This is a genomic window from Streptomyces sp. cf386 (assembly GCF_900103585.1).
Taxonomy (GTDB): Bacteria; Actinomycetota; Actinomycetes; order Streptomycetales; family Streptomycetaceae; genus Streptomyces.
On record NZ_FNHV01000003.1, the window covers coordinates 429,815 to 453,355 of the forward strand.

General features: G+C 68.6%; 33 protein-coding genes. All 33 read right to left on the minus strand.

The genetic code is table 11. The annotated features are described in order from the left end of the window. Positions 1-58: 58 nt before the first annotated feature. The 33 genes from BLU79_RS09790 to BLU79_RS09955 all read right to left on the minus strand — a co-directional run bounded on the left by BLU79_RS09790 (position 59) and on the right by BLU79_RS09955 (position 23,541). Positions 59-721, minus strand: coding sequence for an adenylate kinase (locus BLU79_RS09790; RefSeq protein ID WP_093905260.1), 663 nt, complete (start codon positions 719-721; stop codon positions 59-61). Then, positions 721-2,037, minus strand: coding sequence for a preprotein translocase subunit SecY (gene secY / locus BLU79_RS09795; protein WP_093905261.1), 1,317 nt, complete (start codon positions 2,035-2,037; stop codon positions 721-723). The genes BLU79_RS09790 and secY overlap by 1 nt, the downstream gene beginning before the upstream one ends. Positions 2,038-2,282: 245 nt before the next feature. Continuing rightward, entirely contained in the window at positions 2,283-2,738 is a 456-nt protein-coding gene (gene rplO, locus BLU79_RS09800) for a 50S ribosomal protein L15 (RefSeq protein ID WP_023547373.1), read from the minus strand. A gap of 2 nt (positions 2,739-2,740) precedes the next feature. Further along, on the minus strand, positions 2,741-2,923 hold the full coding sequence (gene rpmD / locus BLU79_RS09805) for a 50S ribosomal protein L30 (protein ID WP_003974250.1): 183 nt from the start codon (positions 2,921-2,923) through the stop codon (positions 2,741-2,743). A 2-nt stretch (positions 2,924-2,925) separates the two neighbouring features. Further along, positions 2,926-3,531, minus strand: a complete 606-nt coding sequence (gene rpsE / locus BLU79_RS09810; RefSeq protein ID WP_015658456.1) for a 30S ribosomal protein S5 — start codon at positions 3,529-3,531, stop codon at positions 2,926-2,928. Between the two features lie 41 nt (positions 3,532-3,572). Then, a complete protein-coding gene (gene rplR / locus BLU79_RS09815; protein ID WP_007494754.1) occupies positions 3,573-3,956 on the minus strand; it encodes a 50S ribosomal protein L18 in 384 nt (127 codons plus the stop codon). A gap of 3 nt (positions 3,957-3,959) precedes the next feature. Then, positions 3,960-4,499, minus strand: coding sequence for a 50S ribosomal protein L6 (gene rplF, locus BLU79_RS09820; RefSeq protein ID WP_093905262.1), 540 nt, complete (start codon positions 4,497-4,499; stop codon positions 3,960-3,962). Between the two features lie 24 nt (positions 4,500-4,523). Next, positions 4,524-4,922: a 30S ribosomal protein S8 gene (rpsH, locus tag BLU79_RS09825; protein WP_007384075.1), complete on the minus strand. Its 399-nt coding sequence runs from the start codon at positions 4,920-4,922 to the stop codon at positions 4,524-4,526. A gap of 214 nt (positions 4,923-5,136) precedes the next feature. Further along, a complete protein-coding gene (locus tag BLU79_RS09835) occupies positions 5,137-5,322 on the minus strand; it encodes a type Z 30S ribosomal protein S14 (protein WP_003948630.1) in 186 nt (61 codons plus the stop codon). A 5-nt stretch (positions 5,323-5,327) separates the two neighbouring features. Further along, positions 5,328-5,885, minus strand: coding sequence for a 50S ribosomal protein L5 (gene rplE / locus BLU79_RS09840; RefSeq protein WP_020135807.1), 558 nt, complete (start codon positions 5,883-5,885; stop codon positions 5,328-5,330). Then, a complete protein-coding gene (gene rplX, locus BLU79_RS09845) occupies positions 5,885-6,208 on the minus strand; it encodes a 50S ribosomal protein L24 (RefSeq protein ID WP_053674523.1) in 324 nt (107 codons plus the stop codon). Before rplX ends, rplE begins: the two co-directional genes overlap by 1 nt. Before the next feature lie 2 nt (positions 6,209-6,210). Beyond that, positions 6,211-6,579, minus strand: coding sequence for a 50S ribosomal protein L14 (rplN, locus tag BLU79_RS09850; RefSeq protein WP_003998823.1), 369 nt, complete (start codon positions 6,577-6,579; stop codon positions 6,211-6,213). 100 nt (positions 6,580-6,679) lie between these two features. Next, entirely contained in the window at positions 6,680-6,967 is a 288-nt protein-coding gene (gene rpsQ / locus BLU79_RS09855) for a 30S ribosomal protein S17 (protein ID WP_046263523.1), read from the minus strand. Continuing rightward, positions 6,967-7,191 (minus strand): 50S ribosomal protein L29, encoded by a 225-nt coding sequence (rpmC, locus tag BLU79_RS09860; protein WP_005481220.1) that lies wholly within the window; start codon positions 7,189-7,191, stop codon positions 6,967-6,969. Before rpmC ends, rpsQ begins: the two co-directional genes overlap by 1 nt. Continuing rightward, positions 7,191-7,610, minus strand: a complete 420-nt coding sequence (rplP, locus tag BLU79_RS09865; protein WP_009327094.1) for a 50S ribosomal protein L16 — start codon at positions 7,608-7,610, stop codon at positions 7,191-7,193. Before rplP ends, rpmC begins: the two co-directional genes overlap by 1 nt. Positions 7,611-7,615: 5 nt before the next feature. Continuing rightward, positions 7,616-8,437, minus strand: a complete 822-nt coding sequence (rpsC, locus tag BLU79_RS09870) for a 30S ribosomal protein S3 (protein WP_093905263.1) — start codon at positions 8,435-8,437, stop codon at positions 7,616-7,618. Continuing rightward, positions 8,437-8,784, minus strand: a complete 348-nt coding sequence (gene rplV, locus BLU79_RS09875) for a 50S ribosomal protein L22 (protein ID WP_006347229.1) — start codon at positions 8,782-8,784, stop codon at positions 8,437-8,439. The genes rpsC and rplV overlap by 1 nt, the downstream gene beginning before the upstream one ends. 43 nt (positions 8,785-8,827) lie before the next feature. Further along, the gene (rpsS, locus tag BLU79_RS09880) at positions 8,828-9,109 is read right to left on the minus strand and encodes a 30S ribosomal protein S19 (protein ID WP_093905264.1); all 282 of its coding nucleotides are present in this window, start codon (positions 9,107-9,109) and stop codon (positions 8,828-8,830) included. Positions 9,110-9,121: 12 nt separating this feature from the next. Beyond that, positions 9,122-9,958, minus strand: coding sequence for a 50S ribosomal protein L2 (rplB, locus tag BLU79_RS09885; protein WP_030039757.1), 837 nt, complete (start codon positions 9,956-9,958; stop codon positions 9,122-9,124). Between the two features lie 40 nt (positions 9,959-9,998). Continuing rightward, positions 9,999-10,418: a 50S ribosomal protein L23 gene (gene rplW, locus BLU79_RS09890; RefSeq protein WP_093905265.1), complete on the minus strand. Its 420-nt coding sequence runs from the start codon at positions 10,416-10,418 to the stop codon at positions 9,999-10,001. Next, entirely contained in the window at positions 10,418-11,074 is a 657-nt protein-coding gene (rplD, locus tag BLU79_RS09895) for a 50S ribosomal protein L4 (RefSeq protein ID WP_093905266.1), read from the minus strand. The genes rplW and rplD overlap by 1 nt, the downstream gene beginning before the upstream one ends. A gap of 8 nt (positions 11,075-11,082) precedes the next feature. After that, positions 11,083-11,727 carry a 50S ribosomal protein L3 gene (gene rplC / locus BLU79_RS09900; RefSeq protein ID WP_093905267.1) on the minus strand — a complete coding sequence of 215 codons (645 nt, stop codon included), beginning with the start codon at positions 11,725-11,727 and terminating at the stop codon, positions 11,083-11,085. 17 nt (positions 11,728-11,744) lie between these two features. Further along, positions 11,745-12,053, minus strand: a complete 309-nt coding sequence (rpsJ, locus tag BLU79_RS09905; protein ID WP_003948644.1) for a 30S ribosomal protein S10 — start codon at positions 12,051-12,053, stop codon at positions 11,745-11,747. A gap of 406 nt (positions 12,054-12,459) precedes the next feature. Continuing rightward, positions 12,460-13,593, minus strand: coding sequence for a pyrroloquinoline quinone biosynthesis protein PqqE (gene pqqE, locus BLU79_RS09910; protein WP_093905268.1), 1,134 nt, complete (start codon positions 13,591-13,593; stop codon positions 12,460-12,462). After that, positions 13,590-13,862: a pyrroloquinoline quinone biosynthesis peptide chaperone PqqD gene (pqqD, locus tag BLU79_RS09915; RefSeq protein ID WP_093905269.1), complete on the minus strand. Its 273-nt coding sequence runs from the start codon at positions 13,860-13,862 to the stop codon at positions 13,590-13,592. Before pqqD ends, pqqE begins: the two co-directional genes overlap by 4 nt. After that, entirely contained in the window at positions 13,859-14,596 is a 738-nt protein-coding gene (pqqC, locus tag BLU79_RS09920; RefSeq protein WP_093905270.1) for a pyrroloquinoline-quinone synthase PqqC, read from the minus strand. Before pqqC ends, pqqD begins: the two co-directional genes overlap by 4 nt. Further along, positions 14,593-15,492: a pyrroloquinoline quinone biosynthesis protein PqqB gene (pqqB, locus tag BLU79_RS09925; protein ID WP_093905271.1), complete on the minus strand. Its 900-nt coding sequence runs from the start codon at positions 15,490-15,492 to the stop codon at positions 14,593-14,595. Before pqqB ends, pqqC begins: the two co-directional genes overlap by 4 nt. A 58-nt stretch (positions 15,493-15,550) precedes the next feature. Beyond that, positions 15,551-16,651: a PQQ-dependent sugar dehydrogenase gene (locus tag BLU79_RS09930; protein WP_177000956.1), complete on the minus strand. Its 1,101-nt coding sequence runs from the start codon at positions 16,649-16,651 to the stop codon at positions 15,551-15,553. 160 nt (positions 16,652-16,811) lie between these two features. After that, complete coding sequence (locus tag BLU79_RS09935) at positions 16,812-17,300, minus strand: FAD synthase family protein (RefSeq protein WP_093905272.1); 489 nt, start codon at positions 17,298-17,300, stop codon at positions 16,812-16,814. Then, the gene (locus BLU79_RS09940) at positions 17,297-18,838 is read right to left on the minus strand and encodes a hypothetical protein (protein ID WP_093905273.1); all 1,542 of its coding nucleotides are present in this window, start codon (positions 18,836-18,838) and stop codon (positions 17,297-17,299) included. The genes BLU79_RS09935 and BLU79_RS09940 overlap by 4 nt, the downstream gene beginning before the upstream one ends. 73 nt (positions 18,839-18,911) lie before the next feature. Continuing rightward, positions 18,912-20,471, minus strand: coding sequence for an oligosaccharide flippase family protein (locus BLU79_RS09945; protein ID WP_093905274.1), 1,560 nt, complete (start codon positions 20,469-20,471; stop codon positions 18,912-18,914). Next, positions 20,468-22,090, minus strand: a complete 1,623-nt coding sequence (locus tag BLU79_RS09950; protein WP_093905275.1) for a hypothetical protein — start codon at positions 22,088-22,090, stop codon at positions 20,468-20,470. The genes BLU79_RS09945 and BLU79_RS09950 overlap by 4 nt, the downstream gene beginning before the upstream one ends. Next, positions 22,087-23,541, minus strand: a complete 1,455-nt coding sequence (locus BLU79_RS09955; RefSeq protein WP_256333233.1) for a hypothetical protein — start codon at positions 23,539-23,541, stop codon at positions 22,087-22,089. The genes BLU79_RS09950 and BLU79_RS09955 overlap by 4 nt, the downstream gene beginning before the upstream one ends.

Genomic DNA, 23,541 nt, shown 5'->3' on the forward strand with positions numbered 1-23,541 from the left:
AGCCGCGGCCCCCGGATCGGGAACCGCGGCTTGAGCTGCGTACGCGCCGCGAACGCGCCTACTTGCCGTCCTCGTCGCGCTGGAGCGCCTCCATCGCACGACCCGTGACCTCATCGACCTTGCCCAGCGCGGAGATGGTGACGACCAGCCCCTGCGCCTTGTAGTAGTCGATGATCGGCTCGGTCTGCGTGTGGTAGACCTCCAGCCGCTTGCGGACCGTCTCCTCGGAGTCGTCGTCCCGCTGGTACAGCTCGCCGCCGCAGGCGTCGCAGACGCCCTCCTGCTTCGGCTTGCTGTACGTGACGTGGAAGACGTGGCTGGAGTCCTTGCGGCAGATCCGCCGCCCGGCGATCCGCTTGACGACCTCTTCCTCGGGGACCTCGAGGTCCAACACCGCGTCCAGCTTCATGCTCTCGGACTGCAGCATCTCGTCGAGCGCCTCGGCCTGGGACACATTGCGCGGGAAACCGTCCAGCAGGAAGCCGCCCTCGGCGTCCGGCTTCTCCATGCGGTCCTTGGCCATCCCGATGGTGACCTCGTCCGGCACCAGGTTGCCCGCGTCCATGTAGGACTTCGCGAGCTTCCCGAGCTCCGTCTGCTGGCTGATGTTGGCGCGGAACAGGTCGCCCGTGGAGATGTGCGGGATCGACAGGTTCTTGGCGAGGAACGCGGCCTGCGTTCCCTTGCCGGCACCCGGCGGCCCGACGAGGACGATACGCATCAGCGGAGGAACCCTTCGTAATTGCGCTGCTGGAGCTGGCTCTCGATCTGCTTCACGGTCTCGAGACCGACACCCACGATGATCAGGATGCTGGTCCCGCCGAACGGGAAGTTCTGGTTTGCCCCGAAACCAGCCAACGCCATCGTCGGCACGAGAGCGATCAGACCCAAGTACAGCGAGCCCGGCCAAGTGATCCGGTTGAGCACATAGGAAAGGTACTCAGCGGTCGGTCGGCCAGCCCGGATGCCCGGGATGAAGCCACCATACTTCTTCATGTTGTCCGCGACTTCCTCGGGGTTGAACGAGATGGCCACGTAGAAGAACGCGAAGAACACAATGAGGAAGAAGTACAGAGTGATGTGAACCGGCGCCCCTGTGTCGGCCAGGTTCGCCGTGATCCAACTCGCCCATCCGGACTGTTGCGAACCGGCGAACTGCACGATCAACGCCGGAATGTAGAGCAGCGACGAGGCGAAAATGACGGGGATCACACCCGCCTGGTTCACCTTGAGCGGGATGTACGTCGAGGTACCGCCGTAGGAACGGCGGCCGATCATGCGCTTCGCGTACTGCACCGGAATACGGCGCTGGGCCTGCTCGACGAAGACCACCAGGCCGACCATGAACAGGCCGACGGCGATGACCGTGCCGAACTCGATCCAGCCGCCCGCCAGGGAGCCCTGCTGCTTGATGGCCCACAGCGCCGACGGGAAGGTCGCGGCGATCGAGATGAACATCAGGATCGACATGCCGTTGCCGATGCCGCGGTCGGTGATGAGCTCACCGAGCCACATGACGGCGGCCGTACCGGCGGTCATCGTGATGACCATCACGATGGTGGTGAAGATCGAGCGGTCGGGAACGATCTGGCCGGCCACCTGGCAGTTCGGGAACAGCGAGCCGCTGCGGGCGGTGGCCACCAGGCCGGTGCCCTGCAGGATGGCCAGCGCCACCGTCAGGTATCGGGTGTACTGCGTGATCTTCGCCGTACCGGCCTGGCCCTCCTTCTTCAGGGCTTCCAGGCGCGGGATCACGACGGTCAGCAGCTGCAGGATGATGCTTGCCGTGATGTACGGCATGATGCCGAGCGCGAAGATCGTGATCTGCAGCAGTGCGCCACCACTGAACATATTGACCAGACCGAAGAGGCCCTGGTTGGTGCTCGCCTGGTCGATGCAGACCTGAACGGCCCTGTAGTCGACGCCGGGGATCGGAATATGCGTACCGACCCGGTAGATCACGATGATGCCGAGCGTGAAGAGCAGCTTCTTGCGCAGGTCGGGCGTCTTGAACGCCCGGGCGAACGCGGTGAGCACGGTGCCTCCTGCGACCCCCGCGCTACTGCGTCAAGGGTGACGGTCTTGAGGTTCGACTAATAGGGACGACTTAGCTAACGGTCAACTGCCGCTCAGAGTGCCCCACAAGAAGCACTCCGTAAAAGTGGGCAGTGCAGGCCACCATACCGGCGAGACTGCCCCCCTTGGAACGACCAACCGGGGATACCCCATTTGTGGGGTATCCCCGGTCGGGATCGCTCAAGTCATCGAGACGCCTGATGTGTTCAGACGAGCTCGGTGACGGTACCGCCGGCGGCGGTGATCTTCTCCTTGGCGGAGCCGGAGACGGCGTCGACCGTCACCTGCAGCGCCACGGAGATCTCGCCCTGGCCGAGGACCTTGACGAGGCTGTTCTTGCGAACGGCACCCTTGGCCACGAGGCCCTCGACGGTGACTTCGCCACCCTCGGGGTACAGCGCGGCCAGCTTGTCGAGGTTCACGACCTGGAACTCGGTCTTGAACGGGTTCTTGAAGCCCTTCAGCTTCGGAAGACGCATGTGGAGGGGCATCTGGCCACCCTCGAAGCGCTCCGGAACCTGGTAACGAGCCTTCGTACCCTTGGTACCACGACCGGCCGTCTTACCCTTCGACGCCTCACCACGACCCACACGGGTCTTGGCGGTCTTGGCGCCCGGGGCGGGACGGAGGTTGTGGATCTTGAGCGGGTTCTGCTCCGCCATGATCAGTCGACCTCCTCGACCGTCACGAGGTGGCGGACGGTGTGCACCATGCCGCGGAACTCGGGACGATCCTCCTTGACGACCTGCGTGTTGATCCCCTTGAGACCAAGGGAGCGCAGGGTGTCACGGTGGTTCTGCTTGCTGCCGATGTAGGACTTGACCTGCGTAATCTTGAGCTGCGCCATGATTACGCACCCGCCCCGGCACGCGCACGGAGAAGAGCCGCGGGGGCGACGTCCTCGAGCGGCAGACCACGGCGGGCCGCGACCTCCTCGGGACGCTGCAGGCCCTTCAGGGCCTCCACGGTCGCGTGCACGATGTTGATCGCGTTGTCGGAGCCGAGCGACTTCGACAGGATGTCGTGGATACCGGCGCACTCGAGCACGGCACGCACCGGACCACCGGCGATAACACCGGTACCGGGCGACGCGGGCTTGAGCAGCACGACGCCGGCAGCCTTCTCACCCTGGATCGGGTGCGGGATGGTGCCCTGGATACGGGGGACCTTGAAGAAGTGCTTCTTGGCCTCCTCAACACCCTTGGCGATGGCGGCCGGCACCTCCTTGGCCTTGCCGTAACCGACACCCACGGTGCCGTCACCGTCGCCCACCACGACCAGCGCGGTGAAGCTGAAGCGACGACCACCCTTCACAACCTTGGCGACACGGTTGATCGCGACAACGCGCTCAACGTAAGCGGTCTTCTCGGCGGCAGCTGCGCCGCCGTCACGGCCCTTCCGGTCCCGCCGCTCGCCGCCACCGGCACCGCCACCGCGGCGCTGGGGTCCAGCCATTGGAATTACCTCTCTCTGTTTCCGCTAGCTACGGAAGCGGCTCAGAACTTGAGCCCGGCTTCGCGGGCGGCGTCCGCCAGGGCGGCAATGCGCCCGGCGTACTGGTTGCCACCACGGTCGAATACGACGGCCTCGACGCCGGCGGCCTTGGCGCGCTCGGCGACCAGGGCGCCGACCTGCTTGGCCTGCGCGGACTTGTCGCCCTCGCCACCGCGGATCGAGGTGTCCAGGGTGGACGCCGACGCAAGGGTGTGACCCTTGATGTCGTCGATCACCTGGGCCACGATGTGGCGGTTCGAGCGGGTAACGACCAGACGCGGACGCTCCGCCGTTCCGTTGATGTGCTTACGGATCCGGATGTGGCGGCGCTTGATCGCGGCGCGCTTGTAGGCGTCGCCCTTAAGGATCTTCTGTCCGTATGCCATGGCTTACTTACCCGCCTTTCCGACCTTGCGGCGGATGACTTCGCCCTCGTACTTGACGCCCTTGGCCTTGTACGGGTCGGGCTTGCGCAGCTTGCGGATGTTGGCCGCAACCTCGCCGACCTTCTGCTTGTCGATGCCCTCGACCGAGAACCGGGTGGGGGCCTCCACCTTGAAGGTGATGCCCTCGGGGGCCTCGACGGTGATCGGGTGGCTGTAGCCCAGAGCGAACTCCAGGTTCGAACCCTTGGCCGTCACGCGGTAACCGACACCGCTGATCTCGAGCTTCTTCACGTAACCCTGGGTCACGCCGGTGATCATGTTCGCCACCAGCGTGCGGGACAGGCCGTGCAGGGCCTTGTTCTGACGCTCGTCGTTCGGGCGGGTGACGTTCAGGACGCCGTCCTCACCCTTGACGATGTCGATCGGCGCGGCAACGGTGTGGGTCAGAGTGCCCTTGGGGCCCTTGACCGAGACCGTACGGCCGTCGATGGTGACGTCCACGCCGGCGGGAACCGTGATGGGGAGCTTGCCAATGCGCGACATAGCTGTTTCCTCCGTTCCCTTCCGCTACCAGACGTAGGCGAGGACTTCCCCACCCACGCCCTTCTTGCCGGCCTGCTTGTCGGTGAGGAGCCCGTGCGACGTGGAGATGATCGCCACGCCGAGGCCGCCCAGCACCTTCGGCAGGTTGGTGGACTTCGCGTACACCCGGAGACCGGGCTTGGAGATCCGCTTGATGCCCGCGATGGAGCGCTCACGGTTCGGGCCGAACTTCAGCTCGAGGACGAGGTTCTTGCCGACCTCGGCGTCCTCGACCTTCCAGCCCGTGATGAAGCCCTCCTGCTGGAGGATCTCCGCGATGTGCGACTTGATCTTCGATGCCGGCATCGTCACGGAGTCGTGGTATGCCGAGTTCGCGTTCCGCAGACGCGTAAGCATGTCTGCGATCGGATCAGTCATGGTCATGAATTGGCCTTCGGCCTCTCTCGCCGGGGTTTCCTGGTGCGCCATCCCTCTCCCCGATCCGAGACGGGACGGGTGCGGCGCGGTGGACCTACGGCGTAGTAAGTCGTACGGGCGACCGTCAGGCGCCCAACCCTCCAAGCCTAAGCCATGGAAGGGAGGGCGCCTGACACGCCCAGTGCTTACCGAGAGCCTCTGGAATCCCTAAAAAGCGGGACTACCAGGAGCTCTTGGTCACGCCCGGCAGCTCGCCACGGTGAGCCATCTCACGAAGGCACACGCGGCACAGGCCGAACTTGCGGTACACGGAGTGGGGACGGCCACAACGCTGGCAGCGCGTGTAGCCACGCACGCCGAACTTGGGCTTGCGGGCAGCCTTCGCGATCAGAGCCTTCTTCGCCATCTCGCTCACGCCTCCTTGAAGGGGAAGCCGAGGTGACGAAGGAGGGCACGGCCCTCAGCGTCGTTGGTCGCCGTGGTGACCACGGTGATGTCCATACCCCGGGTACGGTCGATCTTGTCCTGGTCGATCTCGTGGAACATGACCTGCTCGGTGAGACCGAAGGTGTAGTTGCCACGGCCGTCGAACTGCTTGGGGGACAGACCACGGAAGTCGCGGATGCGCGGCAGCGCGAGCGACAGGGTGCGGTCCAGGAACTCCCACATGCGGTCGCCACGAAGCGTGACGTGGGCACCGATCGGCTGGCCCTCACGCAGCTTGAACTGCGCGATGGACTTGCGGGCCTTGGTGACGGCCGGCTTCTGACCGGTGATCGTGGTGAGGTCGCGGATGGCGCCCTCGATCAGCTTGGAGTCGCGGGCGGCGTCGCCCACACCCATGTTGACCACGATCTTGACGAGGCCGGGGATCTGCATGACGTTCTCGTACTTGAACTCGTCACGCAGCTTGCCCGCGATCTCCTCGCGGTACTTCGTCTTCAGACGCGGAGTGGTGGTGGTAGCCATCAGATGTCCTCACCCGTCCGCTTGGCAACGCGGATCTTGTTGCCTTCGTCGTCGAAGCGGTAACCGACACGCGTGACGACCTTGTTGCCGTCCTTCTCAACGACCAGCTGGACGTTGGAGACGTGGATCGGCGCCTCGGTCGTGACGATGCCGCCGGCCTGGGAACCGCGAGCGGTCGGGCCAGCCTTGGTGTGCTTCTTGACCCGGTTGACACCCTCGACCAGGACGCGCTCGTCGCGCGGGTAAGCGGCAATGACCTTGCCCTGCTTGCCCTTGTCCTTGCCGGTGATGACCTGGACCAGGTCGCCCTTCTTGATCTTCATGCTTACAGCACCTCCGGCGCGAGCGAGATGATCTTCATGAACTTCTTCTCGCGCAGCTCACGGCCGACGGGGCCGAAGATACGGGTGCCGCGAGGGTCGCCGTCGTTCTTCAGAATGACGGCGGCGTTCTCGTCGAAGCGGATGTACGAGCCGTCCGGACGGCGGCGCTCCTTGACGGTGCGAACGATGACCGCCTTGACGACGTCACCCTTCTTCACGTTGCCACCGGGGATCGCGTCCTTGACGGTGGCGACGATGACGTCACCGATGCCCGCGTAGCGGCGACCGGAGCCACCGAGCACACGGATGCAAAGGATTTCCTTCGCACCAGTGTTGTCGGCGACGCGCAGTCGCGACTCCTGCTGGATCACGTCTATCTCCTGTTTGTCTGCCGGTTCCCGGCAGGGGTCCTGTTACGGGACCCCTGCCGAGCCTGGCGGAACTGACCTGCGGGATTACCCCCGCAGGAAATTACTTGGCCTTCTCGAGGATCTCGACGATGCGCCACCGCTTCGTGGCGGACAGCGGCCGGGTCTCCGCGAGGAGGACACGGTCGCCGACGCCGGCGGCGTTCTGCTCGTCGTGCGCCTTGAGCTTGTTGGTACGGCGGATGACCTTGCCGTACAGCGCGTGCTTGACGCGGTCCTCGACGGCGACGACGACGGTCTTGTCCATCTTGTCGCTGACGACGAGACCCTCACGGGTCTTGCGGAAGCCGCGGGCCTCTGCAGTCTGCTCAGTCACGTTGCTCTCACTCATCAGGCGCTCTCCACCGTCTCGATGCCCAGCTCGCGCTCACGCATCAGGGTGTAGATCCGCGCGATGTCCTTACGGACGGCCTTGAGCCGACCGTGGTTCTCGAGCTGACCCGTCGCCGCCTGGAAGCGGAGGTTGAACAGCTCTTCCTTGGCTTCGCGGAGCTTGTTCAGCAGCTCCTCGTCACCCAGTTCGCGCAGCTCGGACGCCTTGGTACCGGCCGACATCACGCTTCACCTGCCTCGCGCTTGACGATCCGGCACTTCATCGGCAGCTTGTGGGCCGCACGGGTCAGCGCCTCACGGGCGATCTTCTCGTTGGGGTACGACAGCTCGAACATCACGCGTCCGGGCTTGACGTTGGCGATCCACCACTCCGGAGAACCCTTACCGGAACCCATGCGGGTCTCGGCAGGCTTCTTGGTGAGGGGACGGTCCGGGTAGATGTTGATCCAGACCTTGCCACCACGCTTGATGTGACGCGTCATGGCGATACGAGCGGCCTCGATCTGACGGTTCGTCACGTACGCCGGGGTCAGCGCCTGGATGCCGTACTCGCCGAACGCAACCTGCGTGCCGCCCTTGGCAGCGCCGCTGCGCTTCGGGTGGTGCTGCTTGCGGTGCTTGACCCTACGGGGGATCAGCATGTCGGTCAGGCCTCCGTTCCGGTGCTCTCAGCCGGAGCGGCGGGGGCCTCGGCCTTGGGGGCCTCGGCGCCGGCAGCCTGCTGCGGCTTACGACCGCGCCGCTCGCCACCACGGCCACCACGGGCCGGGCGGTCGGAGCCGCCACCGCGGGCCGGGCGGTTACCCGCACGGGCGGCAGCGTTCTCGGCGCGGACCTCGGCGATGTTCTTGACGTCGCCCTTGTAGATCCAGACCTTCACACCGATGCGGCCGAAGGTCGTCTTGGCCTCGAAGAAGCCGTAGTCCACGTTCGCGCGGAGCGTGTGCAGGGGCACACGGCCCTCGCGGTAGAACTCCGAGCGGGACATCTCGGCGCCACCGAGGCGGCCACCGCACTGGATCTTGATGCCCTTGGCGCCGGCCTTCATCGCCGACTGCATGCTCTTACGCATGGCGCGGCGGAAGGAGACGCGGGAGGAGAGCTGCTCGGCAACGGCCTGAGCAACCAGCTGAGCGTCCGTCTCGGGGTTCTTGACCTCGAGGATGTTCAGCTGGACCTGCTTGCCCGTGAGCTTCTCGAGGTCACCGCGGATGCGGTCGGCCTCGGCGCCACGGCGGCCGATGACGATGCCCGGACGCGCGGTGTGGATGTCCACGCGGACACGGTCACGGGTGCGCTCGATCTCAACCTTCGAGATGCCGGCGCGCTCCATGCCGGACGTCATCATCCGACGGATGGCGACGTCTTCCTTGACGTAGTCCTTGTACAGCTTGTCGGCGTACCAACGCGACTTGAAGTCGGTCGTGACACCGAGCCGGAACCCATGCGGGTTTACCTTCTGGCCCATTACCGGGTTCCTTCCTTGCTGCTGACGACCACGGTGATGTGGCTGGTCCGCTTGCGGATCCGGTAGGCACGGCCCTGGGCACGCGGACGGAACCGCTTCAGGGTCGGACCCTCGTCAACGTACGCCTCGCTGATGAACAGCGAGGAGGCGTCCGGGTGGTCGTAGTTGTGCGCGGCGTTGGCAATGGCGCTGTCGAGCACCTTGCCGACCGGCTCGGAGGCGGCCTGCGGAGCGAATCGCAGGACCGCCTGGGCCTCCGTGGCGTCCATGCCACGGATGAGGTCCACCACGCGGCGGGCCTTCATGGGCGTGACGCGGATGTACCGCGCCTGGGCCCTGGCTTCCATGGTTGTCCCTTCAGTTACTTACGTGTCTGAATGCGATCCGCTATTAGCGGCGCTTCGACTTCCGGTCGTCCTTGACGTGACCCCGGAAGGTGCGCGTCGGCGAGAACTCGCCGAGCTTGTGGCCGACCATCGACTCGGTGACGAACACCGGGATGTGGGTCTTGCCGTTGTGCACCGCGAGCGTGTGGCCGAGCATGGCCGGCACGATCATGGAGCGACGGGACCAGGTCTTGATGACGTTCTTGGTGCCGGCTTCGTTCTGAGCATCCACCTTCTTGGCGAGGTGCTCGTCGACGAAGGGCCCCTTCTTGAGACTGCGCGGCATCTAAACCCGCTCCTAGCGCTTCTTGTTCGTCTTGCGGCGGCGGACGATGTACTTGTTCGAAGCCTTCTTCGGCGAACGAGTACGACCCTCCTTCTGACCCCACGGGGAGACCGGGTGGCGACCACCGGAGGTCTTGCCCTCACCACCACCGTGCGGGTGGTCAACCGGGTTCATCGCCACACCGCGAACGGTCGGGCGGACGCCCAGCCAGCGCTTACGACCGGCCTTGCCCCAGTTGATGTTGCTCTGCTCGGCGTTGCCGACCTCGCCGACCGTGGCGCGGCAGCGCTGGTCGACCAGGCGGATCTCACCGGAGGGCATGCGGAGGTGGGCCATGGTGCCCTCCTTCGCGAGCAGCTGCACCGAGGCACCGGCGGAGCGGGCGAACTTGGCGCCGCCACCGGGACGGATCTCGATCGCGTGGATCGTGGTACCGACCGGGATGTTGCGGAGCGCCAGGTTGTTGCCCGGCTTGATGTCGGCCCCGGGACCGTTCTCGACGCGGTCACCCTGCTGCAGGTTGCGCGGGGCGAGGATGTAGCGCTTCTCGCCGTCGGCGTAGTGCAGCAGCGCGATGCGCGCGGTGCGGTTGGGGTCGTACTCGATGTGCGCGACCTTCGCCGGCACGCCGTCCTTGTCGTGACGACGGAAGTCGATCACTCGGTAGGCGCGCTTGTGTCCGCCACCCTGGTGGCGAACGGTCACACGACCGGCGTTGTTACGGCCGCCCTTGCTGTGCAGCGGGCGGACCAGCGACTTCTCCGGCGTGGACCGCGTGACCTCGACGAAGTCGGCGACGCTGGAACCACGACGGCCCGGCGTAGTCGGCTTGTACTTGCGGATTCCCATTTCTCAGTCCTCGTCCGATATCGGACGATCCGGACCGCCCTTAGGCGGTCGGACCGCCGAAGATGTCGATACGGTCGCCCTCGGCGAGGGTCACGATCGCGCGCTTGGTCGCCGCACGCTGGCCGAAGCCGGTGCGGGTCCGCTTGCGCTTGCCCTGGCGGTTGATCGTGTTGACCCCGGTGACCTTGACCGAGAAGACCGCCTGGACGGCCTGCTTGATCTGGGTCTTGTTGGCGTTCGGGTCGACGATGAACGTGTACTTGTTCTCGTCCAGGAGCGCGTAGCTCTTCTCCGACACGACCGGCTTCAGCAGCACGTCACGGGGGTCCGTGTACGCCTTGCTGGCCGGGGTGACGACGGTGTTCTTGCCCTCGGCGGCGTGGCGACGCGCCTTGGCGACGCGCGCGGCCTTGGCGGCCTTCGCAGCCTTGGAGGCAATGCTCGGGTGACGCGTAGCCATCAGGCCTCGCTCCCTTCGGTGTCAGCGGCCTTGGGGCCAGACACGAAGGACTCGAACGCGGACTGGGTGAAGACCACGTCGTCCGAGACGAGAACGTCGTACGTGTTCAGCTGGCCCGGCTCCAGGATGTGGACCTGGGGCAGGTTGCGGGCGGACAGCCACGCGGCCTCGTCGGCGCGCTCGACGACCAGGAGCAGGTTCTTGCGCTCCGAGATCTTGCCGAACAGCGACTTGGCGGCCTTCGTGGACGGGTTGTCGCCCTCGATGACGCCGGAGACGACGTGGATGCGGTTGTTGCGGGCCCGGTCGGTGAGGGCGTGGCGCAGGGCCGCGGCCTTCATCTTCTTCGGGGTCCGCTGCGAGTAGTCACGCGGCACGGGACCGTGCACGACGCCACCACCGGCGAACTGCGGAGCGCGGGTCGAACCCTGACGGGCGCGGCCGGTGCCCTTCTGGCGGTAAGGCTTCTTGCCACCACCACGGACTTCGCCGCGGGTCTTGGTCTTGTGCGTGCCCTGACGGGCCGCGGCCAGCTGCGCGACGACGACCTGGTGAAGCAGCGGAACGCTGATCTTCTCGACGTCGAAGATCTCCGCGGGGAGCTCGACCGTCCCGGTCTTGTCGCCTGCCGGCGAAAGGATGTCAACAGTGCTCATCGGTTACCTCAGGCCCCCTTGGCCGCGGTGCGGACCAGGACGAGGCCGCCGTTCGGACCGGGAACCGCGCCCTTGATGAGCAGCAGACCCTTCTCCGCGTCAACGGCGTGGACGGTCAGGTTCTGGGTGGTGACCCGCTCGTTGCCCATGCGACCCGCCATGCGGAGGCCCTTGAACACACGGCCCGGGGTGGCGCAGCCACCGATGGAACCGGGAGAGCGGTGCTTGCGCTGGGTGCCGTGTCCGGCGCCGAGGCCCTTGAAGTTGTGACGCTTCATGACACCGGCGAAGCCCTTGCCCTTGCTCTTGCCGGTCACGTCGACCTTGATGCCGGCCTCGAACACCTCGGCGGTGATCTCCTGGCCGAGGGTGTACTCGCTGGCGTCAGCGGTACGGATCTCGACGAGGTGGCGGCGGGGAGTGACGTCGGCCTTGGCGAAGTGGCCCTTGAGGGGCTTGTTCACCTTGCGCGGGTCGATCTCGCCGAACGCGATCTGGACGGACTCGTAGCCGTCGGCGTCGTTCGTGCGGACCTGGGTGACGACGTTGGGGCCGGCCTTGACGACGGTGACCGGAACAACACGGTTGTTCGCGTCCCACACCTGCGTCATGCCGAGCTTCTCGCCCAGGATGCCCTTGATCTGCTTAGCCATTCTCAGATCACCGGCCTTCAGAGCTTGATCTCGATGTCGACACCGGCCGGGAGGTCGAGTCGCATCAGAGAGTCAACGGTCTTGGGCGTCGGGTCGAGGATGTCGATCAGGCGCTTGTGCGTGCGCATCTCGAAGTGCTCGCGCGAGTCCTTGTACTTGTGCGGCGACTTGATGACGCAGTACACGTTCTTCTCAGTGGGCAGCGGCACCGGGCCCGCGACCGACGCACCAGTGCGGGTCACCGTCTCGACGATCTTCTTCGCCGAGGAGTCGATGACCTCGTGGTCGTAGGCCTTGAGCCGGATGCGGATCTTCTGTCCCGCCATGGCTACTCCGTAGTCCTGTCTCTTCTTACGCTCTGGAACCCGGTGTTCCCGTGCCCGCCCCTCCGACCCACGCGGTCGGGCGTGTCGCGCCCCCGCTGACACAGATGCCCCTTGTTCGAGCATCCCTTGTCTGGGAACACGGCCCTTCCGGAACCGCAAGCCGGGGGCGGAAGGCCCACCGGGTGCCTGGCCGGTGCTGCACTGACACTTCCCGAAAGATTCCCGTACGTCCGCCCCAGCGCTGCCTTACGGCAGTTAGGGCGACGAGTACTGTGGGACTCGCTTTCGGTCCTCCCGGCGGGAGGCGCGCAGCATCAACACTCGACCGAGCAACCCCGCTAGTCTGCCATACGGGGCAGGGGGCTGGCCAATCGAGCCGGAGAGAATACCCCGAGGGTGACGCAGGTCAAACCCGGGCGTGCGCGCCCTCGAACCGACCGGGCACCCGACGCGTGATCTGAGCCTTTCCATCCGTGTTGTCCTCGGCGCCGTCCTCGGCCAGCGCCCGGATCACTCCGTGGTCCGGGGACAGCCGGCACGCCGGGTCCGTGCGGGCGGCGTCCCCGGTGAGGGCGTAGGCCTGGCAGCGGCAGCCGCCGAAGTCCTCGTCGCGTCGGGCACAGCTGCGGCAGGGGTCGGGCATCCAGTCGGTGCCGCGGTAGCGGGTGAACGCCTTCGAGTGGTCCCAGATCCACTTCAGCGGACGGTCCCGGACGTTCGGGGCGTCCAGGTCCGGCAGCGAGGCCGCGGCCGGGCAGGGCAGGACGGTGCCGTCCGGGGTGACGGTGAGGGAGACCGCGCCCCAGCCGCCCATGCAGGGCTTGGCGACACCGTCGAAGTAGTCGGGGACGACCCAGACCAGCTCGGGTCCCGCGGTGAGCCTCTCCCGCCACCGCCGCACGGCGTCCCGCGCCCCGGCGAGCTGCGCGCGCGTCGGCAGCAGGGCGGCGCGGTTGAGCAGGCCCCAGCCGTAGAACTGCGCGTTCGCCAGCTCGATGCGGTCCACGCCCCAGGAGACGCCCAGCTCGACGACGGCGTCGAGGGCGTCGAGGTTCTCGCGGTGCAGGACGACGTTGAGGCCGAGGGGGAGGCCGGCGGCGCGTACGAGTGCGGCGGCCCGTTCCTTCTCGGTGAAGGACCTGCGTCCGGCGATGCGGTCGGAGGCGCGCGGGTCGGCGTGCTGGACGGACAGCTGGACGCTCTTCAGGCCCGCGGCGGCGAGCGCGGCGAGGCGGGACTCGTCCAGGCCCACGCCGCTGGTGACGAGCTGGGTGTAGATGCCGGCGGACTCGGCCGCGGTGACGATCTGCTCCAGGTCCCGGCGCAGCAGCGGCTCGCCGCCCGAGAGATGCGTCTGGACGACGCCGAGAGCACCCGCCTGGCCCATCACGTCCGTCCACTGCTCGGCGGTCAGCTCGCGGGAACGGCGCGTCAGTTCAAGGGGGTTGGAGCAGTACCCGCAGTGCAGCGGGCAGGCGTGGGTGAGCTCGGCCAGCAGGGCCCAGGGACGGGCGGGTGACGGCGGGTCGGCGGAGGTCATCGGAGCCAGCCCTCCTTGCGCAGCCGTTCGAGGAACGGGGGGACGTCGTCGGCCACCGGCGCGCCGGGGAAGCGTTCGGCCAGTTCATCGACGATGGCGCGCACGCTGCGGCTGCCGTCGCACAGGCCGACGACCGCTTCGGCCGAGCCCGTGAGGACGCCGACGCGTTCCGGGAGGAGCAGCAGGTCGGCGTCGCGTACGGGGTCGTGGCGCCGCACGATGGCGGGGGCCAGGGCGGGCCGCCAGTCGGTTCCGGGCGACGTCGTCACTGCTGCTCCCGGGAGCCCGCCCGGTCCACGGCGTCCAGCAGAGACCACAGGACGTCGCACTTGAAGCGCAGCGCGGCCACGGCGCCCTCCTGCTCGTCCCGGTCGCGGGCCCAGGTCAGCACCAGGTCGAGGGCCTCGCGGCTGTCGCGGCGGCCCTGGGAGACACGGGTGCGGAAGTAGGCGAGGCCCTCAGGTTCGATCCACGGGTAGTGGCGCTCGAAGGCGGCTGTGCGGGTGCGCATCAGGTCCGGCGCGGAGAGTTCGGTCAGGGAGGCGGCGACGGCTTCGAGGGGCGGGCGCAGCCGGCAGAAGTTGACGTATCCGTCGACCGCGAGCCGTACGCCCGGCAGCACCGAGTCGGCGCGCAGCAGCGTCTCGCGGTCCACGCCGGCCGCCTCGCCGAGCCGCAGCCAGCGCTCGATGCCGCCCTCGCCCGTCTGCGCCCCGTCGTGGTCCTGGATGCGGCGCAGCCACATCCGGCGCAGCTCGGAGGTGGGCAGTTTGGCGGTGATCAGGGCGTCCTTGACGGGGATGTGGCGCTGGTAGTGGAAGCGGTTGACGATCCAGCGGCGCAGTTCCTCGGGGCTGAGGTCGCCGCTGTGCATCCGTATGTTGAAGGGGTGGCGGTGGTGGTAGCGCTCCTCCCCCACCGCACGCAGTCGTGCCTCGAACTCCGCGGGGCTCCAGGGCTCCGCGAGCGGGGCGGGGGGCGTGTGCGCAGCTGCCGTGTTCATGGCTCGATCACCATCCCGTCGTACGCCACCTCGATGCCCAGCCGGGCGAGCCGCTTGTGCTGGGGTGCCGCCGGGTCGACGAGGGGGTTGGTGTTGTTGAGGTGGGTGTAGAGGCATCGGGCGGACAGGGGGGCGAGGCGTTCGGCGGTGCCGCCCGGTCCGTCGATGGGCAGGTGGCCCATGCCGGTGGCGGTGCGGGAGGAGATGCCGGTACGGCGGGGCTCCTCGTCGTCCCAGAAGGTGCCGTCGACGATGACGCAGTCGGCCTCGGCGGCGGCCTGCTGGAGGCTGTCGGGCCAGGCGGCCAGGGCGGGTGCGTAGAGCGCGGTCGCGCCGGAGGCCGGGTCGTACAGGCGCAGTGCGACGACCCAGGCGTCGTCGTCCGGGGCGTCGGCGGCGTACCGCGGGCGCTTGCCGGACACCGGGATGCCGCTGATCCGCAGGCCGGAAGCCGTGGGGTCCAGCGGTTCGGCGCCGCGTGCGGGGAGATCCCGCCAGGTCAGGTCGGTGTACGGCGTCAGCACCTCACCGAGGCGCAGGCGGTCCCGCAGCGCCTGGCGGACCGGGGCCGTCGCCGTCACCTGGAGGCGGTCCGCCTCGCGCAGCCGTGCGAGGCCGAGGGTGTGGTCGAGTTCGGCGTCGGTGAGGACGACTCCGGCGATCGGGGTCTGCCGGGGGCCGGGGCCCGGGTGGAGCTCGGGCCGGTCCTCGATCTGGTCGCCGATGTCGGGGGTCGCGTTGACGACGTACCAGCGGCCCTCGCCCGTCCGTACGGCGAGCGAGGCGTGCCGGCGGCGCCGGTGCGGATGGGCGCGGGCCCCGGAGCAGCCGGGGCACGCACAGTTCCACTGGGGGATGCCGCCGCCGGCGGCGGTGCCGAGTACCAGCAGCAGCATGTACGTCTACGTCCTTTCTGCCGGGAGGGTCGCTCGACGGGGGTTGCTCGACCGAGGGCTAATCGACGGTCACGCGGAAGACCTTGTCGTTGCCGTCCGCGCTGCGTGCGGTGCCCAGCCACAGCTCGTTCCTGCCGGGGACCTTGGTGAGGGCGCGGAGCGCGTGGCCGCCGAAGACGTTGGTCTTCGTCTTGTCGCCCGTGCCCCCGATCGCCGCGTCGATCCCGACGCGCCACAGCTGGTAGCCGCGCAGGGACGACACGTAGAGGTTGTCGCCCGCCACGGCGACCTGGGCGGGGGCGGTGGTGTGCGCCCAGGTGACCTTCGGGTTCGTCATGCCCTTGGCGGTGCAGTGGCCCTCGCAGCTCGGCCAGCCGTAGTTGCGGCCCGGCTCGATCAGGTTGAGTTCGTCCGTCGCTTCCTGGCCTATTTCCACCGACCACAGCCGGCCCGCACGGTCCCAGGCGAGGCCCTGTGGGTTGCGATGGCCGTAGCTGTAGATGTGGTTGTCGAACGGGTTGCCGGGGGCCGGGGCGCCGGTCTTGGTGATCCGGAGGATCTTTCCGTTGATGGAGTTCGTGTCCTGCGCGAGCTCCGCCTGCGTGGCCTCGCCCGTCGCGACGTAGAGGTACCCGTCGGGACCGAAGGCGATCTTGCCGCCGTTGTGGTTCGAGCCCCGTCTGATGCCGTCGAGGACGACGGTGTAGCCGCTCAGCGTCGTGCCGTCGTAGTTCATCCGCACGACCCGGGTCTCGGTCTTCGTGGTGTGCATGAAGAACACGGCCTTGTCCTTCTTGCCGTCCCAGGTCGGAGACACGGCGACGCCCAGCAGCCCGCCCTTGGCGGAGTCACCGGGCAGGTACACGGCCATGTGCGGCACCCGCCCGGCCAGGGTCCTGGATCCGTCCTCGCGGAGGTGGTAGACGCGGGAGGTCTCGTTCTCGGTCACCAGCGCCGAGCGCCCGTCGGGCAGGAAGGACATGCCCCAGGGGTTGGACCAGCCCGAGGACAACGTGGTGACGTCGGCGGCGGCGTACACCGAAAGATCCTCGGGGTCGGCGGCGGACGGCACCGCTGTCGCCAGCAGAGCGGCGACAGCGGTGACCGAGGCTATGCAGAACCGCGCGGGACATCGCACCCAGCGGCCGGAACGTGTCATGCCGACACCTTTCGTCATGCCCCGAGTGAGCCGTCGCGGCGCGACGGGAGCCGCGCCGCTGTGCACAGCAAATCTTTACGAGGCATGACCGACCTGCCACATGGGGGGAGCCGCGGGGGTGAGTCCCGCGGCTCCGCGTCAGCCCTGCGTCAGCCGCGCGTCAGCTGTCCGTTCCCGTCCGACGCGGTCCCGCGAGCTGGGGCGGGGGCGGCTCGGCAGGGTTCTGCCGGGCGAGCAGGCCCAGCGCGTCCCGGAGCAGCGTGCTCGACGTGTGCACGGTGTAGGGGAAGTAGACGACCTCCACGCCCACTTTCGCGAACTCGGTCTCCAGGGCCGTCCAGACCTCGGTGCCGAGCCAGTCGTCACCCTTGAAGATGACGTCGAAACCGACTTCCTTCCAGACCTCGATCTTGTCGTTCACGGTCGCGACGAACGTCTCGTCCACATGGCGCACACTGCGGACGATCTGCAGTCGTTCGGCGAGCGGTACGACGGGCGGCCTGCCTTTCAGGCTCACCACCAGCTCGTCCGAGCAGACGCCGGCGATGAGCCGGTCGCAGTGCCCGCGCGCCCGGCGCAGGATGTTCAGATGGCCCACGTGGAAGAGGTCGAAGACCCCCGGCGCGTAGCCGAGACGTTCTCCCGTCAACGCTTTTCCTTCGGGCCCTTTTCGGCGGTCGCGGTGGCTACGAACTCTTTCGACCTGAGCGAGGTGTTCTTTCCGTCGGTGACGGCGATCCGGTAGCGGTGGCGGGAGCCGGGGGCGACGGAGTCCGTGTACTCCATCCTGGGGCGGTCCCACTCCGTGGACCGCTGCGTCGGCGAGGCCACGAGGATGCCGTCCCGGTAGATCAGGTACTTCAGCTCCGCGTCGTCGCGGTCCCAGGCGGCACGCCAGAAGAGCCTGACCTGGCCGGCCTTCGAGGGCAGGGTCTCCAGCCGGGGCACTCCCTTCGGGGCTCCCCGGTCGGGTCCGGCCGCGAAGCGCGTCAGGCTCTGCTGCCGTTTGCCGTTGACCTCGGTGAACTCGCCGCCCGCCCACAGGACTCCGCCGGCCATCACCATGGCGCGGGGGCCGTTGCCCTCGCCGGTCCCTCCGTCCGTGTCGGGGAACCAGTGCAGGATCCGCCGGTTGCGGACGGACTGGGCGAGGAAGTGCTGGCGGTTGTTGTACTCGGGGAAACCACCCGGGGTGTCACGGCAGTTGTGGGCGTGGGAGCCGCTGTAGAGGACACCGTTGTGCACGGCGACGGCCTGGGTCGCGCCCAGGCAGGTGTCCTTCCACACCATCTTGCCGTTGTCGAGGCGGCCGGCGATGCGGCCGTCGAAGATGCCCGTGCCCCTGCCCTCGGCCGCGAGGTAGAAGTTGTCCGCGTCGCGTGTCAGCGCCTTCACGGACGATCTCGGCGGCAGCCAGTCCGCGTACGAGGTCACCGTCTTGCCGGTGCGGGGATGCAGGGCGACGAGCGACTTCTCCAGCTCGCCGTTGAGCAGGTAGAAGTCGCCGCCGACGAGGAGCTTGCCGAACTTGGGCACGGCGAGGATGGCCCGTACGGGAGCGTCGATCTCCGCCTTGAACGGCAGCAGCTTCCCGCTGGGGGTGAACGCCGCGATGCGCTCCCGGTCCTTGCCGTTGACGACCGTGAAGTCGCCGCCCAGATAGACCGAGTCGCCCATGACCTCGATGGCCCGCACGAACGACGTCATGTTCGGGCGGAAGTCCGCGCGCAGCGAGCAGGCGGCCCTGTTGAGCGCGACCGCACTGGCCACCTCGGTCTTGCCGGCCTTGGTGAACGAGCCACCGACGTAGAGGATTCGGCCGTCCTGCGACGCCTTCAGCGCCCGTACGGTGTCACCGCTGCCGGTGAACGGCACGGCGCACGGCAGGAGCGCGCCGGTGGCGGCGTCGAACGCTGCGAAGTTCTTGCGGGCGACCTCCTGCTCACCGGGCTTTGCGCCCGGCGGGCGGACCTTGTCGAAGGTCCCGCCGACGTACACGACCCCGTCCACGTACTCGATCGACCAGACGATGCCGTCGGTCTGCCAGGTCGCCAAGGCGTCGGCGGTCAGGGTCTTTTCGTCGCCGTCGGCTGCCGCCGCCGTGGCGGTGATGAGCGAGGCAGCCGCGAGGAGGGCCGCGGCCGAAGCCGTGGTGGCCCCCCGCTTCATGCTTTTTCTGAGGCGCATGGAACTTCCCGGGTTGCAGCGAGTACGGGCGGTGAGAAGGGGAGAAGCCGGCCGTCTCGGTCCTGAGACGGCCTCATGTGGCGCGTTCGCGCAGCACACCGACGAGTTCATGCACTCCCAGAGGTGTGCGAAATCGCCACAAACTTATACCAAATACGGAAAATCCAGTGGTCATTGCGACGGCAAGTCCGATGGCCGTGTCACCTGCCAGCAGCCGCGCGGGAAGCACCAGCGCCACCGTGAGGCACAGCCCGGTGACCGTCGCGAGGAGGTATCCGTGGTCGACGACCGTGAAGCCCGGGTGCCGCCGCACCAACGCGGCCGAGACGAGGTTCTCGACGACGGTCGCCGCGCCCCAGGACAGGGCGGCGCCCAGGACGCCGAGGCGGGGGACGGCAAGGAGGCCGACCGCCAGCTGCACCGCGAACGCGACGCCGGTGACCGCCAGATGCCAGGAGCTCTTGCCCGCCATGAGCAGCACTGTCTGGGCGTTCCCCACCCCCACGTTGACCGCCGCGGCGACACAGAGCACGACCAGCGCGTCCGCGCCCTGCTCGAACTCGGGCCCGAACAGGGACAGGACGGTGCCCGGGAAACTCGTGAGCAGGACGAGCAGGGGCCAGGAGAACAGCACGATCCAGCGTGTCGAGACCCGGTACAGATGGCAGGCCTGCGGAAAGTCGCCCACGGCGAGGAGACGGCTGATCTCCGGAGCGACGGCCAGCCGGATGGCGAGCTGCAGCAGGGTTGCCGCGATGACGACCCGGCCTACGGCGGTGTAGATGCCCGCCTCTTCGCTCGTCGCCAGGCAGGACAGCAGGACGACGCCCACCCAGACCGCGCTGATGTCGAAGACGGAGGAGACCGCCCGTGGCGCCGCGAACGCCCAGAACCCCCGCCGGGCGACGAGCGAAGAGGCAGCCGTCGCCCCTCCCGATGTCCGTCCCGGGCCCGTCCGGCGGCACCTGCGCACCGCGAACCAGGCGATGACGAAGCCGGCCAGCGAGGGCACGAGCCAGGCGGCGGCCAGGCTCAGCACTCCGGGAGCCAGCAGCACGACCGGTACGGCGATCAGCACCCGCAGCACCGGCTTGCCGATCTGCTCGACGCCGACGAACGGGATCACCGTCCCGTAGCCCTGGGTGGCGCCCAGCAGGATCAGGGTGACCGTGGCCAGGGGCAGGAACACGGCGAACAGCCGGACCAGGGTCACCGCGTCGTCCGGGGCGAGGTTCGGCAGCAGCGAGGTGGCCGTCCAGGGCGACGTGAACAGCAGTGCGGCGGCAGCGGTGCTCGCCGCGGCACCCGGCAGCACCGCGCAGCGCAGGAGTGCGCCCACCTCGCGGCCACCGGTGGTGGCCAGGTCGCCGGGGACGAAGCGCACCAGCCCGGTGTCGGCGCCCAGCTTGCAGGTGTTGCACAGGATGGTGAAGGCCGCGACGCCGGTGAACACCGCTCCCGCCCCGTACGCTCCGAGCCCGCGGGTGACCAGGGCGACCAGGGCGTAGCCGAAGACGGCGTTGACCGTCGAGCCCAGAAAGCCCCACCACCCGCCGCGCGCGGTGGCGGCGACCCCGCACCGGGCGGCGGTCGGCTCGCCGGGGGCGGCAACGGTCGTACCGGAGGCGCTCACCGGGAGGCAGCGAGCGTGTCGTCCTGCACAGGAGCGGTCGGTTTGTCCACGGTGTCGTCGGCCGGGGTGGACGGCGCGGGCGCCACGGGCGGTGTCGTGGGAGGGATCCGCTTCCTCGTACGACGCACCCGGTCGCTGTCCATGACACGGCGGAACAGGCCGCGCCCCGCGCCGTTGTGGAGCGCCACGCCCGCGAGGTGCCCTCCCGCGCAGTCGATCAGCTCGCGCAGCTGCTTGAGGTCGTCGCGCTTGGTGTCCCCCAGGGCGCCCACCACGAGAACGCCGTCCACGCGTTGGGCGAGCGAGAGGCCCTCGGGGTGTTCCAGCAGCGGGGCGCCCAGGAAGAGCGTCGGTCTTTCGGGGTCGGTGGGGGGCAGGGTGCGCGCCGCCGTCGGGGCGGCCGGCTTGTCGTCACCGGGGGCACCACGGCCGTCGCCGCAGAGCGTGAACCGCCCGGCCGGGCCCGCGTCGACGACCACCGCGCCCTCGGGTACGCCGTCCGGCGCGGCGTCGGCGGACAGCGGCAGCCGTGCCGACAGACCGGAGGTCTGCCCGGTCGCGTCCACGAGCAGGACGTCGTCGCCGGACTCGGCGAGGGCGGCGGCGAGATTCACGGCGACGGCCTCGGCGCCCCGTTCCCGCTTCGGCGCCACGACCATCAGCGTGCCCGTCGCCGTACGGCCGTCGCCCCGCAGCCGGAAGGCGAGGGCGCGGTACGCCTCCGCGCGGCTGGCGTCGGCCCGGCCGAACTCCATCAGTTCGCCGTCGGCGGCGGGGGCCGGGAGGATGCCCAGCACCGGGGCGGACAGGGCTCCTTGGACCTCGCCGACCGAGCGCGCCCGCGGTTCGAGGGCGGATCGCAGCCAGGCGAGCACGATGCCCAGCGCCAGACCGGCGATCAGACCGAGGGGGATCAGCCAGCCGGGCCCCGGGCCGGAGGGCCGTGCCGCCGGCTCGGCGCTGCGGACGATGTCACCGCCGGAGGTGTCGTAGGCCCTGATGTCCGACATCCGCTTCTGGAGAGAGCTGATCTGTTGCTGGATGCCTGCGGTGCCGGGCGCGGGCCCGCCTGGCTTCTTCGCGTTGAGCCGCTTGGTGAGCGCGGTGAGCTGCTGCTCCAGCCCGGAGCTCATCCGCCTGATCATGGACTTGGACCGCTCCTGGCGATCGGCGAGATAGGCCTCGGCGAACGCGTTGGTCACCCGGGACGCACCCTTCGCGGTGTTCCCCGTGTACTCGAACCGGAGCACCTGGGTGTCCGGGGCGTTGGTCACGCGCAGGTCCGCCGAGAGCGCGTCGGCGCGCGAGGGCTGCCGCAGTGCCGTCGCCGCCCGGTCCGCGACCGTCGCGCTGAGCGCGATCTGCCGCTCGGTGGCCATGCTCACCTGGTTGTCGACGGCCAGCCCGAACGTGCTGAAGGGGTCCGTTCTCGGGCGGACGAGCACCTCACTGGCGGAGGTGTAGGTGCCCGCGCGCAGCACGACCAGGAGCAGTCCGCCGAGCAGCCCGAGGAGCACGCCCAGCACGAGGGTGGCTCGGTACCTCAGCAGGAGGCGCACCTGGTCGCGCAGCTGGTCGGGGTCGTCGTACCGATCGTCGAGGCCGGCGGGGCTGGTCACGGTTGCCTCCTGTGTCCGGGAATGTGTCCCCTGTGTACGGGCACGGGCGCGTGGCCCGTGGTCGCGGGCGGCCGCACCGGTGACGGGGACCGGGACGGCCCGGTGGCGCGGGTGGTGATGAAGAGCGGCACGGTCAGGAGCAGCAGCAGCGGGCCGACGATCCCCATGAGGCTGCCGCGCAGGAACACCAGCTGGTAGAAGGCGAACGCGGGCACCAGCAGAGCCGCCAAGGTGTTCCGCCGGTGCCGCAGCCGCTCCCCGATGTCGTCCATGCGCCGTCCGGCCGCGCCCAGCAGGCAGAACACCAGGACGACACAGGGAGCGCCGCCCCACAGGTAGCTCTCGATCCATACCGGCGCCGAGAGGTTGTGGAAGTCGTAGCCCGCGTACTGGGCGAGTTCGACACCCGTGGCCTGCGGTTTGTCGGGCCACATGGAGCGGGGCACCATGAAGAGGAGGAGACCGAGCGCCGCCGACGGCGAGAAGCCGTTCTCCTGCACGTAGTCGATACCGGTCTGCATTTGCTGGAAGGCGTCGTAGTCCATGCTCGTGCTGAACTGCTCCGCGAGCGCCACGACTTGCAGCGATTCACGTTCGTCGTAGCGGAAGTAGTCGCTGTACGGGAAAGCGAACAGCACCGTGGTGGTGATCACCGCGGCGGCGATGCGAAAGGCCCGGGGGGTGTTGAGCCGGCGCCAGGAGAAGAGCAGGACCAGAAGGACGGTGCCGGCCCAGAAACGCGGCCTGCTGATCGGGTTGTTGACGATCGCGTTGAGCACGAGAAGGGCCGGGAGCGCTGTCAGGCGGATCGCCCGCAGCAGCCGGTCTCCCCCGGCCGGGCGGGGCAGCTGGACCAGGGCCACCAGGGCCCAGAAGGCGGGGACGGCGAGGGCCCAGACCCGCAGCGCGTGGGTGGGGTCGGCTTCGGCGCGCGACTTCCAGAGAGCCTGCCGGCTGGTGAAGAAGGCCCGCAGACCGCCTTCCTGCCCGGGGATCAACAGGACCGCGAGCACCAGTGACAGGCCGCACAGAAGGAGTACGGGCAGCGGTGAGAGCCTGCGGGACAGCAGGGGTTCGAACACGGCCGACGTGCGGCTTTTGCGTACGGCGGCCAGCGCCACCCCCGCGCTGTAGGCGAGGAGCCCGAGCTCGGTCAGCGTGGCGGCGGCGAAGGCGGTCGTCTCACCGGTGCGGTACCCGAGCGGGTAGGAATCGGTGGCGAGCATGGCCAGCGGCGCCAGTCCGAGCCACACATAGGTGAAGAGCCAGAACCCAAAGGCGACGAAACGCACCGACGTGTCGGTGAGCACCCGGGTGAGGGCCCCTCCGGCGTGCGCCACGACGACGCACTGCACCGCGAGGGCCGCCCCGAATCGGGTGTCGAGGGACTGCAGGATCAGCGCCGGCAGGAAGACGATGACGAGAAAGGCCCAGCAGCACACAGCCGCCAC